The organism is Aureibaculum marinum, from assembly GCF_003813905.1.
Taxonomy (GTDB): Bacteria; Bacteroidota; Bacteroidia; order Flavobacteriales; family Flavobacteriaceae; genus Aureibaculum; species Aureibaculum marinum.
In genome coordinates, this window is sequence record NZ_RPFJ01000009.1 from 1 (window position 1) to 18,918 (window position 18,918).

At 33.1% G+C, this 18,918-nt stretch carries 11 protein-coding genes and 1 pseudogene; all 12 read left to right on the forward strand.

What is annotated here, in order from left to right:
• Positions 1-239 (forward strand): annotated as a pseudogene (locus tag EGM88_RS07560) (galactokinase); the annotation flags it as partial.
• 1,033 nt (positions 240-1,272) lie between these two features.
• Complete coding sequence (locus tag EGM88_RS07565; protein ID WP_123897378.1) at positions 1,273-4,368, forward strand: SusC/RagA family TonB-linked outer membrane protein; 3,096 nt, start codon at positions 1,273-1,275, stop codon at positions 4,366-4,368.
• Between the two features lie 29 nt (positions 4,369-4,397).
• The gene (locus EGM88_RS07570) at positions 4,398-6,143 is read left to right on the forward strand and encodes a RagB/SusD family nutrient uptake outer membrane protein (protein ID WP_238988407.1); all 1,746 of its coding nucleotides are present in this window, start codon (positions 4,398-4,400) and stop codon (positions 6,141-6,143) included.
• Positions 6,144-6,153: 10 nt separating this feature from the next.
• A complete protein-coding gene (locus EGM88_RS07575) occupies positions 6,154-7,740 on the forward strand; it encodes a hypothetical protein (protein WP_123897380.1) in 1,587 nt (528 codons plus the stop codon).
• A gap of 407 nt (positions 7,741-8,147) precedes the next feature.
• Complete coding sequence (locus EGM88_RS07580; RefSeq protein ID WP_123897381.1) at positions 8,148-9,362, forward strand: site-specific integrase; 1,215 nt, start codon at positions 8,148-8,150, stop codon at positions 9,360-9,362.
• A gap of 53 nt (positions 9,363-9,415) precedes the next feature.
• On the forward strand, positions 9,416-9,727 hold the full coding sequence (locus EGM88_RS07585; protein ID WP_118504975.1) for a DUF6660 family protein: 312 nt from the start codon (positions 9,416-9,418) through the stop codon (positions 9,725-9,727).
• A gap of 117 nt (positions 9,728-9,844) precedes the next feature.
• Positions 9,845-14,179 carry a CusA/CzcA family heavy metal efflux RND transporter gene (locus EGM88_RS07590; RefSeq protein WP_123897382.1) on the forward strand — a complete coding sequence of 1,445 codons (4,335 nt, stop codon included), beginning with the start codon at positions 9,845-9,847 and terminating at the stop codon, positions 14,177-14,179.
• 4 nt (positions 14,180-14,183) lie between these two features.
• Entirely contained in the window at positions 14,184-15,368 is a 1,185-nt protein-coding gene (locus EGM88_RS07595; RefSeq protein ID WP_123897383.1) for an efflux RND transporter periplasmic adaptor subunit, read from the forward strand.
• Between the two features lie 2 nt (positions 15,369-15,370).
• On the forward strand, positions 15,371-15,787 hold the full coding sequence (locus EGM88_RS07600; RefSeq protein ID WP_118504981.1) for a Fur family transcriptional regulator: 417 nt from the start codon (positions 15,371-15,373) through the stop codon (positions 15,785-15,787).
• 61 nt (positions 15,788-15,848) lie between these two features.
• Positions 15,849-16,433: a methyltransferase family protein gene (locus EGM88_RS07605; protein WP_123897384.1), complete on the forward strand. Its 585-nt coding sequence runs from the start codon at positions 15,849-15,851 to the stop codon at positions 16,431-16,433.
• A 29-nt stretch (positions 16,434-16,462) separates the two neighbouring features.
• Positions 16,463-18,424: a heavy metal translocating P-type ATPase gene (locus tag EGM88_RS07610; protein WP_123897385.1), complete on the forward strand. Its 1,962-nt coding sequence runs from the start codon at positions 16,463-16,465 to the stop codon at positions 18,422-18,424.
• Positions 18,425-18,494: 70 nt separating this feature from the next.
• Entirely contained in the window at positions 18,495-18,908 is a 414-nt protein-coding gene (locus tag EGM88_RS07615) for an HYC_CC_PP family protein (RefSeq protein ID WP_123897386.1), read from the forward strand.
• Positions 18,909-18,918 lie beyond the last annotated feature (10 nt).

Below are 18,918 nucleotides of genomic sequence, written 5' to 3' on the forward strand. Positions count from 1 at the left end.
CTGAATTAGACTTTTTAGTCGATTTTTCTAAAAAATATGACGAAGTTATTGGAGCTAGAATGATGGGAGGTGGTTTTGGTGGTTGTACCATTAATATTATACACCGAGATGCCGTAGCATCTTTTGTAAAAGAGGCTTCCAAAGCGTATTTTGAAAAATTTAACATTAAACTCACTGCATTTGAAGCAATGCCCTCTGAAGGTACTCGTATTAATTACAATATTAAAAATTCATTATAACTATAATCAGGCTTTACGTTAAATTATTGAACAAAAAGCCTTTTATTCAATTAAACAAAATACATCGCCCTTTTGCCAAAAGAAGAAATTTGTGAACAAAACTTGTTTGATTATAAACATGTTATACACTTAACGACCATTTGAGTCATAAACTTTGATAAGCTGGTTCACCAATAACTTTAATAAAAGCTGCAAATTTTTATCCATTTCCTCCATAAAACTCTTCAATAGACCTACCATTATATCTATAGTAGCTCTAGCATTTGTAAATATCCAACCTTGGCTCACTTCTCTGTCCTACAAAAAATGAATGTAATTAACCTCTATCACTAAATTTTATCTATTGTTCATAAGAAAGAAAACTTGTATTGTTAGCAAAATTATTCTTAACAATTCATGCTCTAGAATCTATTTCATAAGAATCTACATAACCAAATTTGGTAAAAAGTTTAATTTCCAAAAATACCCTTTCACCTTTTCAAATTGAACATCAAATCCATTGAAAAATAAATTTTAAATCTGCAGTAAAATCATTCTACTCCTATTCATTTTCAGTTTGATTTCTATGAATATTTGTAAAACAATACCAAATCGTATCAACTCGACATAAACTCAACAGCCACATTTATTCCTATTTAAATATATCAGAATTTACATATGAACTGAATATAATCACAAATTAAAGGCAACTTATAATCGTATTATACATAAAATATTAATCAAAATCTGTATTGATAATATAAAAAATAACAAGGTTAAAAATTAAAGTATTCTTACTTATTTGTATTTAAATTATGTTTTTGATAATTAATATTTATACCTTTTTGGCAGTAAAAAACAATCAATTTTAAAACTAAAAAATACAACAATTTAAACAACAGCATTTTAAAAATAAAAAAAACACAAAAGTATAGTGTTAATCTAGAATTTTAACACTTATTTTTCCTTTTGTCGAGTTTTGGTCTAGTTACTTATCTAGCTTTTCACTAAACAAATAACCAAATTTGTAAGGCTTAACATAAACTACTTAAATATGAAATACAAATTATTGGCTCAAACAAAAGCCAAAAACTACTTAGTAACATTGCTGTTACTTTTTAGTTTCAGCATTATTCACGCACAAAAAATCACTGTGAAAGGTACAGTTACAGGAACTGGAGAACCTTTACCAGGTGCTAGTGTGATAATTAAAGGAACATCAATCGGAACTACTACCGATTTTGATGGTGAATATGAAATTGATGCTAACCCCACTGATATTTTAATTTTTAGATTCATCGGTTTTGTTGACCAAGAAGTTACTGTGGGTAACAACACTACCATAAATATCACTTTAGAGGAAAGTGTAGCAACCTTAGATGAAGTGGTAGTGGTTGGATATGGTACACAAAGAAAAAAAGAAGTTACAGGGGCTGTTGTAAATATTGGTGATGATGTAATAACTAAAACTGCAACATCAGATTTAGCAACTTCTCTTCAAGGTCGAGTAGCAGGTGTAAATATCCAAGCAGCAAGCGGTAGACCTGGGGAAGCTGCCAATGTTCAAATTAGAGGGTTAGGCTCTGTGAGTTCTGGATCTTTAGGACCACTATATGTTGTAGATGGAATTCCTTTTGAAGGCAATCCAAATATTGCACCTGAACAAGTAAAATCTATTGACATTCTAAAAGATGGTGCTGCTGCTTCAATTTATGGAACAAGAGCATCAAATGGAGTAATATTAATTACTACTAAAAAAGGTTCAAAAGGAAAAATGCAAATAGACTTTAGTGCATATACTGGTATCCAAAATATTACTTCTGGTACTCCACTTATGAATGTTGAACAACAAATGTATACTGAAGAAGTATTATTAGAAGCACTTGGAAGAGATCCTTTAATTTTCTTTTTTAACCAAGATGCTTTAGATTATGACTCAGACTTTGTTGGAGATGTACAAAATAACAATGCTCCAATTCAAAATTACAACCTTTCAATATCTGGTGGTGTTGAAAACCTTACTTTAAATTTTAATACAGGATACTTTAAACAAGATGGAGTCTTAATTAATTCAGGTTTTAACCGTTTTACAAATAGAATTACAGGTGAGTTTACAAAAGGTAAATTTAAAGCTTACGCAACTTTAGGCTTTACAGAAGAAAATAGAGAACAAGAACCTTGGGCTTTATATGAATATGCAATTACTCAAACCCCTTGGCAACCACCATTGGCTGATTTAGAAGCATACGGAGATAATGGAGTTCAAATTCCAGTTAGAAATGCTGTGCAATACGGTTACTTATCTAAACAATTAGGAAATACAGACGAAAGAACAATTAAAAGCTCTAACATTGCTGTTAACTTATCTTATGAGATTCTTGAAGGACTTAATTACAAATTAAGCTTAGGTAGAAATTCTTGGGATTCTGAAAGAAACTTTTTCACTAAACAATATTTAGTATACAACCAAGACGGTTCATACAATGCAGGAGCGTCAAACGAAAAAGCTTCATTAAACAAAGATTATTTCTGGAGCACCAAAGAATCTATAGAGAATATTTTAAACTATAATAAAGAATTTGGAAAACACAAAATAGGTTTATTAGGAGTTTTATCTTATGAAAAATATAATAGCGAAACACTTGGTACTGGTGTTATTTACAGTAAAGAAACAGGAAATTCTTTAGAAGTTATTAGTGGTGGTAGTGAAGGTATTACTCCAAATGGTATTGAAGAAGAAAGAACACTTTCAGGTAAATTATTTAGAGCTCAATATAATTATAATGATAGGTATTTACTATCTGCAAGTATTAGAAGAGATGGATCTTCTAAATTTTCAGAAGAAAATAGATACGGTAATTTTAAAGGATTTTCTGTTGGTTGGAACCTTCATGAAGAAAAGTTTTTCGAAAATTTAAACTGGGAAAAATTAAATAGTGTAAAACTAAGAGCTAGTTGGGCTGAGGTAGGAAATCAAGATATTCCTTCTTATTCATTTTCTCCTGTAATTGAATCAGGAATTAACTACCCATATGGACCAAATGAAAACTTAAACTATGGAGCTATTCAAAGAAGATATGTTGATCCAAACATTAAATGGGAAACAACCATTTCTAAAAATATCGGTATAGATATTACTATGCTTGATTATAAACTAAACTTTACTGCAGATTTATATCAAAACGACAAAGAAGATATGCTCCTTCAAGAAAGACTTCCTCCTTCAACTGGTACTTATCAACCAAGAGCAACAGGTGTTTATGATATAAAAACTGTTAATGCAGGAAACATGGTTAATAAAGGTATTGAATTAGCTTTAAGTTACAATGATGAAACTAACTCAGGATTAAAATATTCAATAGCTTCTACATTTACTAAAAATGAAAACGAAGTAACAGATTTAAATGGTATTGAACGAGGATATGCAAATGCTCGTCCAATTCTTACAAATGGCGAAAATACAGATTACACTACATTCTTAGCTAAAGGTTACGAAGCTGGTGCATTTTTCTTAGTTCAACACGATGGAGTTATTAAAACCGACGAACAATTAGCTGCTTACCAACAAATAGACGGTAGTGCACAAAAGGGAGATATGATGTACGTAGATCAAGATGGTAATGGTAAAATTGACGATAACGATAGAGTATACGCAGGTTCGGGACAAGCAGAATTTGAAGCTGGTATTAGCGTAAATTTAGAATATAAAAACTTTGATTTTTTTGTTCAAGGATATTATTCTTATGGAGCTGAAATTTATAATGGAGCAAAACTACACGCATATTCAAGAGGTAGGCATGCAGACCAATATTATATGTGGTCACCACAAAATCCAGATTCAGATATACCGACAGATAGATTAAACTCTCTACATAATAATGTAAGAGCGAGATCAGATTATTTTCTTGAGGATGGAACCTATTTTAGAATTAGAAACTTAAGCCTTGGCTACTCTATTCCAAATCTAGTTGAAAAAACAGGAATTGAAAAGACAAGAATCTATTTAACAGGTGTAAACCCTTTTACATTCACAAACTACTCTGGATATGACCCAGAAGTTGGTGGAGATGGAATATTTACACGTGGAGTTGATAGAGGTAACTACCCTGTAACTCGTCAATTTATGCTTGGAGTTCAACTAAGTTTTTAATTACTAACTAATTTAATATTATGAAAATTATGAAAAATAACATCAAGTTACTATTTCTTATAACTATATTTTTTGTTAGTTGTAATGAAGATAGTTTTTTAGAACAAGTAAATCCAAATGCAATTACAGAAGATACATTTTGGAATACAGAAAGTCAGTTTAACACAGCTTTAACTACAGTATATGGAGCATTACAATTTAAAAACATTAGTGCTGGTGGTTTAATAAAAGAAATGAACATGTCTGACATCGGAGGCTGTGAAACTTGGAACGGAGGATATACATTTAGAAACCTTACCTATACAGATGCAACAGCTGCGGTTACTGAAAAATGGAATGAATTATATGTTGGAATTTTTAGAGCAAACCAGATAATTCAATATATCCAACAAGCAGATGAATCTAACTTCACAGGAAATAATAAAGCACAAATTGAAGCACAAGCTAGATTTTTAAGAGCATTTTTTTACTTTCAATTGGCACACTCTTATGGAGGAGCTGTGATTCATACAGAAGTTGCTAGAAACTCTGAAGATCTATCTAAACCTTTTTCAACAATTGAAGAAGTTACTAACTCCATAATTATTCCAGATTTAGAATTTGCTCAAGCTAATTTGCCAACAACTTGGGAGGGAGATGATATTGGACGTATTACTTGGGGAGCTGCAACCAGTATGTTAGGTAAAGTTTATTTATATGGTAAAGACTTTTCTACTGCTGCCAGCTTATTCAAACAAGTAATAGATTCAGAAATCTACAGCTTAACCGAAAATATCATGGATAACTTCACCGATGTTAATGAGTTTAATTCTGAATCTATTTTTGAAGTAGTATACTCATCAACTTTAAACCCAGGGGTTAATGGAAATATAATTGACGACAATCCTAATGAAACTGGTGCCGAAGCCTCAACAATGGCAAGAGAAATTGGTCATCATTTAGAAGGTGGAGGTTACAACGGAATTATGCCAACTTACTATTTACATGAAATGTTTTTAGCTGACGAAGTAGATTCTACGAACCCAATAAATAATGGAAACACCCATTCTAAAAGATTAAACGCTAGTATTGCTCCTGTAAATTATGAAGGTTTATACTACAATAAAACAATAGAAGACATGTCTGGTTGGGCCTACGGACAAAGTGCCTACACAAAAAAATATAGCAATTGGTATCATCTAGATGCAGAAGATACAGAGTTCAGATCAGGTATAAACTTTAGACATATTAGATTGGCAGACGTTTATTTAATGTATGCTGAAGCAGTTATTGAAACTAACGGAGACTACACTACCGCAATCGAATACATTGATAAAGTAAGAAAAAGAGCCGGTGTAGTAACACTTCAAAAATACATGGATGCTAATTCTGGAATGTTTCCACAATTACATATTAGTCAAGAAATTCACGGAGAAAGACCTATGGTTGCCCCAAATTCAGAAACAGTTATGACTCACATAAGAAGAGTTGAAAGACCATTAGAACTTTGTTTTGAAGGACACAGATGGAAAGATTTAGTACGTTGGGGAATTGTACAAGAAGTTTTTGATGAACTACGTGCAGATGAAGTTTGGAGATTCGACCATATTGATGATCTAAATGTTAAAAAGAATGCAGCTATTGGTAACGATGGAACTGGAGTTGCACCACTATTTATTAAAGAACGAATTAGACCAGACTTTGTAATTTGTTCTGATGTTTACACACCAAATCAGCACAATTATTTTCCAATTCCTGCTGGCGAGGTTCAAGCAAATGATCAATTAAATAACTAAATAGCGAATTATGAAAATTAAAACATTTAATATATATATACTATTTATTCTTTTTTCATTAACATTTAGTTCTTGTGAAGAAGATAATGATGTAAAATTAATAGAAACCAATCATCAAGTAATTTACACTTCTGAAATGGATTTTGAAAACACTATCCAAGTAAATGGAAAAATTTCATTTTCAGATGTATCACAAGGTGTAGTTTCTAGAGAATGGAGATTTCCAGAAAATGTTGTAGACATTATTGATTCAGAAAACGATTTAACATCTAACGAAGTAACAGTTAAAACTATTTTTAACCAAGCTGGAACATATGATGTTTATTTACACCAAGAGTTTAAAGGTGATGCGTATGTTGGTGAAACTATAAAAGGAAAATCATTAGATACCACCATCGTAGTTACAGTATTAGATTCTCTAAAAGCTTTAATTACAGCTAACTATATTAATGAAGATGGATCAACTGGAGCCGAATTAAATTTAGCTAATATGGCTGAAAATGTAGTGACAGCTAGTAAATCAATTAGATTTTCTCAATCTACAATTGGTGGCCCTGAAAATTTTGATTGGACTTTAGAAGGCGGAGATCCTGAAACAGTTACAGGCGAAGAAAATTCAATTGACGTTAAATACAAAAAATTAGGGGTTTACGATGTGAAATTTATAGCTTCAAGAGAAAGACCAGAAGGGATCGACACTATTTATTTCAAAGATTTAATTAAAGTTATACCATCTACCGACCCAGTAGATTTAGAACAAGTAACTGAAAAAGATGGGAAAATTGCTTTGGTTTTTAGTAGAGAAATGGATGCATTTAGTTTAGACAAAAACAACTTTAACGTAACCATAGAAAATGATGGAAATATAATTACATCTTCAATATCAAAAGTAAGTATAGACCCAGATGAAGGAAATATAGTTTTAATTGAATTAAATAATAATAGGGTTTATAATGATGATATTGTTACTGTAAGTTACACTCCAGGTATTTTAATGACTACGGACGCTGTTGAGGCAACTGCATTTACTGACGTTCGTTTAGAATTTGAAACATATAATATTTTACAAGACACAGAGTTTGACTATAGTTTTGAAAACACGACAGCTACTGAATGGCCTTACCTTTGGTGGGGCGGAGAATGGGGAATGTATGATTTAGATATTGTATCTTCAAATGCTCAAGACGGATCTAAAAGTGCCTATATTGAATATCATGAAAATGGAGGTATGATTATTGGACACAATAATCTTGCAGGAACACCAGTTACTGTCCCTATTAAAGCAGGACAAGCTTATGAATTTGGACTTTGGATTTATGTTACTGAAGATTTTGCTAGTAGCCCTTACCCTTTAAATGATTCTGTTTTTGAATCTGATATTAGAATATACCCTAGCGACTGGAGTTTTGAAGCTCTTGTAACAACTTTTACAGAAGATTTCCCTATTGGTGAATGGGTTTATACAAACACATTTATTACAGGGCCAAGTGACTCTAATGTAGACTTATATATTAGAGGTTATAATGTTGGAACAAATAAAAGATTAAAATTCTATATGGACAATTTCTCAATATCTGAAGTAAATCTAAGACCATAAATATTATTTGAGTTAGTAAATTGAATTCCCTCTAGTAATTGTTGCTAGAGGGTTTCTAATTTCTAATCTATTTATTTTTTTTACCATTTACTTTCAATTAAATAAATAAAAAAACCTTTCAGTAAACTGAAAGGCTTTTTTTGTACAGGCGGAGAGACTCGAACTCTCACACCTTGCGGCACTAGATCCTAAGTCTGGTATATATTGCACCAATAAAACATAAATAATCTCATTTTCAATGATTTATGTTTTCAATCATTTTATTTAAAGTCATTTAATATCAGTTGATTTCAATATTTGTTGTACCTATGTTGTACCCAGATTACCTAATAAATTAGTAACTTTAGGGCGGTTTTCATATCAAATGTTGTACCTGATTTGACTTTCGGACTCAAAACAGGTTTACAATGTCAACAAGTGCAAAAATTATTCTTCGTAAAAAGCCTAATTCGAAAGGCCTATATCCGCTTGCTATTAGGATAACTAAAGACCGTCGTTCAACATATAAACATATCGGGCATTATATTGAACTAGAAGACTGGGATACAAAAAATCTTAAAGTAAAGAAATCGCATCCTAATGCAGAAAGTTTAAACAATCTTTTGACTTCTAAACTTTCAGAAGCTAGAAAAGGTTTAATAGTTTTACAGACCAATAATAAGGATGCAACGGTTCGTCAAATTAAAAAAGAAATTTATAAACCAACTTCTAAACTCACTTTCTTTGATTTTGCAGACGAACATCTTGAAGCTCTTGTAGCAGAAAATAAAATCAATCGTCATTCTACCGATTCTGCTTGGCTCAGTTATATTGAGAAATATTGTAAAGCACGACACCTTACTTTTCAAGAAATAGATGAGCGATTCCTCAAAAAGTTTAAAATCTACCTTAAAGGTTCTTGCTCACTTACTGAAACTACTGCTATGAATGTTATGGTTTTGATTCGTTTACTCTTTAATCGGGCAATAAAGGATAAGGTAGTAAGTAAAGAACTTTATCCGTTCGGTACAGGCAAATTTAAAATCAAGTTTCCTGAAACTACCAAAACAGGGCTTACGGGTAAAGAAATACAAGCCCTTGAAAATGTCGCTGAACTCACCGATATGGAAGAACACTCGCTGAATGTTTGGCTTTTTAGTTTCTATTTTGCCGGAATGCGTGTGTCTGATGTTTTGTTTACGAGGTGGTCCCAGATTTATGATGGCAGATTACATTATAGAATGGGTAAGAACTCAAAGTTGTTATCCTTGAAAATACCAAGCAAGGTTGAAAAAATCTTATTACAATATATTTCTTATAAAAATAGTGATGATGATTTTGTGTTTCCAGAAATGAAAAAAGCAGATTTAACCGATGCAAAAGATATTTATAGAAAAAAGAAAGTCGCAAATAAAAAGTTTAACGACCATCTAAAGAAAATTACAAAAAGAGCAGGCATCCAAAAAAAGGTAACGATGCATATTGCTCGTCATTCGTTTGGCAATATTGCAGCTGACAGTATTCATCCTCTAATGCTTCAAAAGCTGTACCGTCATACAGATTTAAAAACTACCATTAATTATCAAGCAAACTTTATACACAAAGACGCTGATGATGCTTTGGATAGCGTAGTCAATTTTTGAACCATTCTAATTTTGCACAACCATTGCATTAAATAATTTTTATCTTTGTATCTGTGAAATTTGCAACAATAATATTATCATTAATTCTACTATTTCTATCTGTGAAACCTTGTTCTGATGGTCAAAATCTAGAAGACCAAAATCCAGAAGAAATAAGTGCTAGTCACGACCACCAAGAAGATAGCGACGATTCTTGCCCTGTGACCTGTATTTGCAATTGTTGTGGGATGTCAATTACATACGAGCCTTTCAGTACTTTTAACCTTACAATTGATTCAAAAATTTCTACAGAAATATTTTCTTCATATCAATCTATTTATAGATTTGATTTTCATTCCAATATTTGGCAACCGCCACAAGTTTAATTCAGTTTTAGGATAATTATATCCATTTATGAATCTGCAAGCAGGTTCTCATTACTTCGATGTACAACTATTAAATTGGTGTCTATCGAATAGTTCAACTGAATTAATACATTTTCTATGATTAATAAAATCATTGATTTTTCAATCAATAACAAATTCATAATTGGTTTGCTAACGCTCACCATTATTGGAGCAGGTATTTGGAGTATGACCCAAGTACCAATCGATGCTGTTCCAGATATTACTAACAACCAAGTACAGGTCATTACACAAGCACCAAATCTAGGCACTGAAGATATTGAGCAAATTGTAACCTATCCTGTCGAAGTTGCAATGAGCAACCTTCCCAATGTACAGGAAATTAGGTCAATTTCTCGTTTCGGCCTATCTGTGGTTACCATTGTCTTCGACGATGATATGGGAACGTATCTTCCGCGACAATTAGTAGCAGAAAAACTAAATGAAGTCAAAGAGCAAATTCCTGCTGGTTTTGGCGAACCCACTATGGGACCTATTTCAACAGGTCTAGGAGAAATTTACCAATACACATTAAAGGTAGCACCAGAGTTTAAAGACAAATATACCATTGCGGACTTGCGTTCTATGCAAGATTGGATTGTACAACGTCAAATGGCTATGGTTGAAGGTGTGGTTGAAGTAAATGCCATAGGTGGCAAAATTAAGCAATACGAAGTAGCAGTTGACCCAAACGAATTAAACGCTATTGGTTTGACCATTACTGATGTGTTTAATGCACTAGAAGCTAATAATCAAAATACAGGTGGTGCTTACATCGAAAAAAACCATCAAGCTAATTTTATTCGTGGTGAAGGCCTGGTACGAAGTTTAGAGGATATTAAAAAAATTACTGTTAAGAACATTAATAATATTCCTGTTACTATTGGTGATATCGCTACAGTACAATTTGGTTCTGCAATTCGTTATGGTGCATTAACTCAAGATGGTGAAGGCGAGGTTGTAGGTGGTTTGGTGATGATGCTTAAAGGTGCTAATTCCAATGATGTTATCGCTAATGTAAAAGAGCGAATGGCTCAAATAGAAAAGTCATTACCTGAAGGAATCATTATCGAATCGCTGTTAGACCGAAGTAAACTTATCGGTGAAACAACCTCTACAGTTGCAACCAATCTAATTGAAGGCGCATTAATAGTCATTTTCGTTCTTATTTTCTTATTAGGAAACTGGCGAGGCGGTTTAATAGTAGCTTCAACCATTCCATTGTCCCTATTATTTGCATTTATACTAATGAATGTATTTGACGTATGGGCAAACCTAATGAGTTTGGGTGCAATCGATTTTGGAATCATTGTAGATGGCGCTGTAATTATAGTAGAAAGCACTGTTTTTCTTATCACTTCCCAAGTATTAAAAAAGAAGAGTCTTACGGCAAAAGAAAGAGATAAAGTAGCTTCAAATGCTTCAAAAAAAATGATGAATGCTGCTTTTTTCGGTCAGCTTATTATTCTCATTGTTTTTCTTCCAATTCTGGCTTTACAAGGTATTGAAGGGAAAATGTTTAAACCAATGGCATTAACTTTCATTTTTGCTATGATAGGTGCAATGGTGCTTTGTTTGACGTATGTACCAATGATGTCTGCATTGGTGTTAAGGGCACCAAAAAACGACAAAAAATCTTATGGAGATAGATTTGTGCATTGGGTTGAGGATAAGTATCAACCATTATTGGTAAAGGCACTGAAAAAAGGAAAATGGATTATAGGTATTGCAGTCGTGCTATTCGGAATTACAGTTTTTATGTTTAGCCGAATGGGTGGCGAGTTCATCCCGCAACTCGATGAAGGAGATATTGCATTTCACGCCATTTTAAAACCAGGTAGTTCTCTAACAGAAACCATTGAAACAACGACAAAAATAGAGCAAATTGTAAAAGCTAAATTTCCAGAAGTCGAAAAAATAGTTAGTCGTATTGGTGTTGCAGAAATACCAACAGACCCAATGCCAATGGATTTAGCGGATGTTTTCGTAATTCTAAAACCAAAAAGCGAATGGACGACAGCTACTACTAAAGATGAGCTGATTGAGAAAATGAAAGAAGCGGTTGAAATCGTTCCGGGCGTTAATTATGAGTTTACCCAACCTATTGAAATGCGCTTTAATGAATTGCTTGAAGGTGTTCGAGAAGATATTGCCATTAAACTATATGGTGAAGATATTGATGTGTTGTCTCAAAAAGCTGAAGAAATATCTAAAATTATTGCAGGTACAGAAGGTATTGGTGATATGAAAGCGGAGGCAACAACCGGACTACCACAGATGACTATTAATTACGATAGGGATAAATTAGCGCAATACGGACTTCAAATAAATGCGCTAAATCAAACTGTACAATCTGCATTTGCTGGTGGTACGGCAGGCGTGATTTTTGAAGGTGAAAAACGCTTCGATTTAGTGGTGCGTTTAAGTTCTCAAAACCGAAAGGATATTTCAGATGTTCAAAACCTCTACATCAATCTACCTTCTCGCACTCAAATTCCATTACGTGAAATTGCGGATGTTAGCTACAAATCAGGACCAATGCAAATAAGTAGAGACAATACTAACAGAAGAACTTATGTAGGGATTAATGTGAGAGGTCGTGATGTAAAATCATTGGTAACTGAAATAAAGAAAAAACTAGATGCACAATTAGAATTGCCATCAGGTTATTTCATTCGCTATGGTGGGGCTTTTGAGAATTTGGAACGTGCCAGTAACCGTTTACAAACTGTTGTTCCTATTGCATTATTGCTCATTTTTATATTAATATATTTTGCATTAAAATCCTTACCACAAACCTTAATGATTTATATCGCAATTCCTATGGCAACCATTGGTGGTGTCGTGGCATTGTGGTTACGTGATATGCCTTTTAGTATTTCGGCAGGTGTCGGTTTCATTGTGCTGTTTGGCGTTGCGGTTTTAAATGGATTAGTGATGATTAGCGGGCTCAACGAGTTAAAAGATGAAGGTGTAACCAATCTAAAAGATAGGATTGTAGAAGGCACAAAAAGAAGAATCAGACCAATTATGCTAACAGCATTTACAGATGTATTGGGGTTTTTACCTATGGCAATTTCGGCATCTGCTGGAGCAGAAGTACAACGCCCATTGGCAACCGTGGTTATTGGTGGATTAATGACTTCTACATTACTGACTCTATTCGTGTTACCAATTTTGTACCATTGGGTAGAAAACAAATCTTTTAAGTTCAAAATGAATAAAAAGATAGTTACAGCAACTGCGGTTTTACTTATAATGTTTGGTTTTTCGACACAAAGTAACGCTCAACAGATAAGCGATACACTTCCTGAAATAACAATACAGGAGGCTGTAAAACTCTCAAAAAACAATTATCCGTTGTTGAAGCAAAAGCAGTTGGAAATCACAAAACAGGAACAACTAAAAGCTACAGCCTATGATTTTGGCACAACTCAAATATTTACCGGAGGTGAGGAAATTAATAATGGAAATGGTATTTATACTACCATAGGAATTGGCCAAAGCAACATTGATGTGTTTGGTATTTCTGCGAAAAAGCGATTGCAAGAACAACGCATTCAATTAGCTCAAAAAGCGTTTCAGCTTTCAGAATTAGATTTAGAATTGGAAGTGAAAAAGGCTTGGACAAATACTTTGCAGAGTAAAAGGAATTATAATTTGTACAAAGAGTTAGATTCTATTTATATCAACTTCGAGAAAGCTGTTGCCTTAAATTATGAAGTAGAGGCCATTTCAAGATTAGAATATTCAGCAGCTAAAAATCAAGCCTTACAAATTCAAAATAAAAAAGCGCAGGCGTATAGTGATTATTTAGTCGCTTTACAGCAATTAAATCTATGGTTTGTTTCAGAGGAAATTTATACGGTTACTGATAAATTTGATATTGCTATGGATATAAATATGGAAGCATTCAATATTGAAAATCATCCGTTGTACAATATGTCACAGAATATTGTAGATGAAGCCGAAGCCAATTATAAAGCTGCAAAAGCAAATAATTTACCAAAGTTCAACCTACAAGGGGGTTTACAAAAAGTTGATGGCAATTCGGGATTTTACACCTATCAAGCAGGTATTTCAATTCCGTTTTTATCGGGTTCAAACAAAGCGCAAATTAGAACCGCAAAAATTGATAAGGAGATAACGGAAGCCAATGTGCAATTCAAGCAAAAAGAAGTACAATCCAAATTTATTCAAGCTAAAGAAAATTACCAAAAATGGAAAACATCTTGGCTTTTCTACAAAAATGAAGTGTTACCACTTGTGAAAGAACAAAAAGTGGGTGCTTTATTGGCATATAAAGAAGGGGAAATTGATTATACCACATTTACACAACTTATAAAAGAAGCTGTTCAATCTGATTTGGAATCTCAAACCGCGCTAATCAATTATTTACAAAGTACATTTCAATTACAATATTTTAACCAATAAGACAATGAAAAATACATCATATAAATTTTTAATACTATTTATAGCTTCAATTTTAGTAACCGCTTGTGGAAATAAAAATGGCTCAGATGGTCATACCCAAAAAACTGAAGCAAAGGAGTCGCAAAATGAAGGAGAAGAAGTTGTGCTCTCAAAACAGCAGCTCAATGCTTTAAAAATGAAAATTGACACGCTTACATTACGCAATATGAGTGGCTATGTAGAAGCTAATGGAACATTGGAAGTGCCACCACAAAACGAAGCTGCTATAACTTCTGTGGTTGGTGCTAATGTAGTATCGATTAAAGTAATTGAAGGCGATAAAGTCAGTAAAGGTCAAGTAGTAGCTTACCTTTCTCACCCAAATATTATAAAACTGCAAACTGATTACTTAAATGCCCATAGTAATAGTGTTTTTTTGAAAAAAAACTATGAGCGTCAAAAAAGATTATACGATGCAGGTGTAGGTTCTGGTGCTAATTTTCAAAAGGCAGAAGCAGAATATAATGCTTCAAAAGCAATGGTAAACGGATTAGCTGCCCAATTAAAAATACTAAACGTCAATACCACTTCAGTCCGTAATGGTACTATTGCTCAACAAATTGCATTGCGTAGTCCCATTGAAGGTTTTGTACAAAAGGTTGAAGTAAAAACAGGCCAATACGTAGAGCCTCAAACCGAGTTATTTGAAGTTGTAAACACGCATCACGTGCACGCTGATTTAATGGTGTTTGAAAAGGATGTGTATAAAGTAAAAAGAGGTCAGAAAGTATCTTTTACTATACAATCCGTTCCGGATGAAGAACTTACAGCAGAAATCTATTCCGTTAGCAAAACTTTTGAAGACAATCCAAAAGCAGTTCACGTTCACGCGGAAATTGAAAACAAGAAAGGCAACTTAATCCCTGGGATGTATATTCAAGGTAAAATTCAAGTAGAGAACACCAAGACAAAAGCATTACCTGAAAGTGCCATTATTAAAGAAGGTGATAGGTATTATGTTTTTTCAGCAGAAAAGGAAAATGACGATTGGAGTTTTAAGCCAGTTGAAGTTATTTTGGGAGCAAAAGATAACAATTGGACAGCAGTTCAATTTTCCGAAGAAATAAAACCAAACACAAAATTTGCTTATAATAATGCATATTACCTTATTGCAGAAATGAAAAAAGGTGAAGCAGAACACGAACATTAATTATGGAAACAATAGAACAAGTATTAGAGTCAAAAAACATACGTGTTACTGCAATGCGTTTATTAATTTATAAGTTCCTTGCGGAAAACCAGGTGGCCGTAACGTTAAGTGATATTGAGAACGCTTTTGAAAAGGCAGATAGAACAACACTATATAGAACAGTTAAAACATTTGTAGAAAAAGATATTGTACACCAAATAGACGACGGTACAGGTATAGTAAAATATGCACTATGTGAACAAGATTGCAGCTGTGAAATTGAAACGGATTTACACCTGCACTTCCATTGTAATAACTGTAATGAAACCATTTGCTTAACAGAGCATAAAATCCCTAAAATAAAAGTCCCTAATGGCTTTGTTTCGGAAAATATAAACCTAGTGGTGAAAGGTATGTGTGATAAATGTAGTGGGCAATAATGCACTTCCATTGCATTTGATTTTTGAGCACTTTTGCTTTTAATTATGTAAATAAAACTCTATGGTGTTATTTGTATACCTGCTAGTATATTTCCTATTAGTATTTGTAATAAGGTCAGTTTGGTTAAAGGTAAAGACAGGAGTAAATCCTCTAACCTTTAACAAAACAGATGATGCTCACGGTTATAACGGTAAGGTATTCATTGTAATATCTCTTTTAGAACTGATTGTTGTTGGTATTTATGCTTTTAAATTTGAGTGGTACAAATATTTACTTCCTTTCTGGTATTTAGAAAATGATACTTTGTCTAAAATAGGTTGGGGATTCTTAATTCTTTCTCTAATTGTAGTTTGGGTTGCTCAATCACAAATGGCTAATTCGTGGAGAATAGGTATTGACGAAAAGAACAAGACGGAATTAGTAACTAAGGGATTATTTTCGGTTTCCAGAAATCCAATATTTCTTGGGATTATGATTGCAAACATTGGTTTGTTTTTAGTGATTCCAAATGCTTTTACATTATTGATAATTTCATTATCGAAAATAAGTATAAATACCCAAATTAGATTAGAAGAAGAATTTTTAAAACGAGAATTTAAAAATGATTATTTGGAGTATACAAAAAAAGTTAGACGTTGGATATAATTATTTGCATTTGAAGAATTAGAATAATAATGAAAAAAAAGAAACTTAATTTAAGAGATTTAAAACCAAGTTCAGAAGAAGAACATAGTCACGACGATGGGCATAATCATAGCAGTCCTAAAGGCGTTTCAACTTTTAACACCTATTTGCCAGCTATTTTCAGTTTTGTAATGTTAATAGTAGGTATTGCTATAGATTATTTTGAAGCATTTCCTCATTTTTCTGGTTGGATTCGTATTCTTTGGTATGTGGTGGCCTATATCCCCGTGGGTTTTCCTGTGGTAAAAGAAGGATGGGTAAGCATTAAAAAAGGTGACTTCTTTACCGAGTTTTTTTTAATGTCCATAGCCACTATTGGTGCATTTATTATTGGTGAATATCCGGAAGGTGTGGCAGTAATGTTATTTTATGCAGTTGGTGAATTATTTCAAAATGCGGCAGTCAACAGAGCAAAAGGTAATATAAAGGCATTACTGGATGTTAGACCAAAAGAAGCCAATGTATTTCGTGAAAGAGACTATATAAGTGTTTCACCAGAAGATGTGAGAATTGGTGAGAAGATTCAAATTCGTGTGGGCGAAAAAATTCCTTTGGACGGCATATTATTATCCGAAAAAGCATCATTAAATACGGCTGCTTTAACTGGAGAAAGCAAACCAGATTCTGTTTTAAAAGAAGGAAAAGTATATGCGGGCAGTATTAATTTAGAAAGTGTCATTGAAGTTGAAGTCACTAACAAGTTTGAAGATAGTTCTATTGCCAGAATATTAGATTTGGTCCAAAATGCTACTGCACGTAAATCAAAAACGGAATTATTTATCAGACAGTTCGCACGAATTTATACACCAATTGTCGTGTTTTTAGCGATAGGTGTAACATTCATCCCTTATTTTTTTGTAGATGATTACGTCTTTAGGGATTGGTTGTACAGAGGATTGATTTTCTTGGTGATTTCTTGCCCTTGTGCATTGGTGATTTCTATTCCTTTAGGTTATTTCGGTGGATTGGGTGCAGCTTCAAAAAATGGTATTTTGTTTAAAGGAGCTTCCTTTTTAGATGCTATGACCAAGATAAATACTTTGGTAATGGACAAAACGGGAACTGTTACCAAAGGTGTTTTCAAAATCAAGGAAATCAAGTCTATAGGTTGGGAAGAATCTGAATTTATGAAATACCTAATGGCTATGGAAGAACAGTCAACTCATCCTATTGCAAAAGCTATTATGAAGTATAAAGAAAATGGAGATAACTATGAAGCAAAAGAAGTTTCTGAAATTGCAGGTAAAGGCTTAAAAGGAATAGTAAAAGGTAAAATCGTTTTAATAGGAAATAAAGCCTTAATGATTGCTAATGATATTGATATTCCAACTGAAATTGAAAATATTGTAGAATCTATAGTATTGGTTTCAATCGATAATCAATTTGCTGGTTATGTGGTGATAGCAGACGAATTAAAAGAAGATGCTAAAGAAACGATTACCGCATTGCATAAAGTAGGCATTAAAAATATAATGATGCTCTCTGGAGACAAAGATTCCATAACCCAACAAGTAGCAAAAGAATTAAGTGTAGAAAATGCTAAAGGAGGATTGCTACCAGAAGACAAATTAAATGAAGTTGAGACCTTAAAACAAAATTCAGAAAATAAAGTAGCATTTATTGGTGATGGCATTAATGATGCACCGGTTTTAGCCGCAAGTAACGTTGGTATTGCAATGGGTGGTTTAGGAAGTGATGTCGCTATTGAAACGGCAGATGTGATAATTCAAACCGACCAACCATCTAAAGTAGTTAGAGCTATTAAAATAAGTCGTTCCACTCGTAAAATTGTATGGCAAAACATCATATTAGCGTTTGGCGTAAAAGTAATTGTTCTGATTTTAGGAGCAGGTGGATTAGCTACAATGTGGGAAGCTGTATTTGCAGATGTTGGGGTGGCATTATTAGCTATTTTGAACGCTGTTAGATTACAACGAATGCGTTGGAACTAGCTATTTTGCGAAATTAAAATTCTGTTAATCCCAATAAAAAATGTTAAAATTTTGTACCTTTGCTTAATCAATGAGGCAAATTTTTCATAAAATATCATCCTTTTTAATGGCTATTGTAGTGCTTTTCTCTACAATGTCTTTTACTATTGATATGCATTATTGTGGAGATTCTTTGGTAGAAACTGCCATTTTCAAAAAGGCAAAAGGTTGTGGGATGGAAATGGAAAACCCTTCAACTGAGGGATGTTCCATTAAGGTAAAAAATTGCTGTTCTGATGAACAGTTGACAGTTGATGGTCAAGATGAATTAAACATAACTTTTGACAAGCTATCTTTTGACCAACAAGTTTTTGTTGCTTCATTTGTTTACACTTACATCAACCTTTTTGAAAGTTTAGATAAAAAGGTTGTTTCCTATGAAGAATATAGGCCTCCTCTCGTTGTCAGGCAAATCTACAAGCTTGACGAGACATACTTAATTTGATTTTTAAATA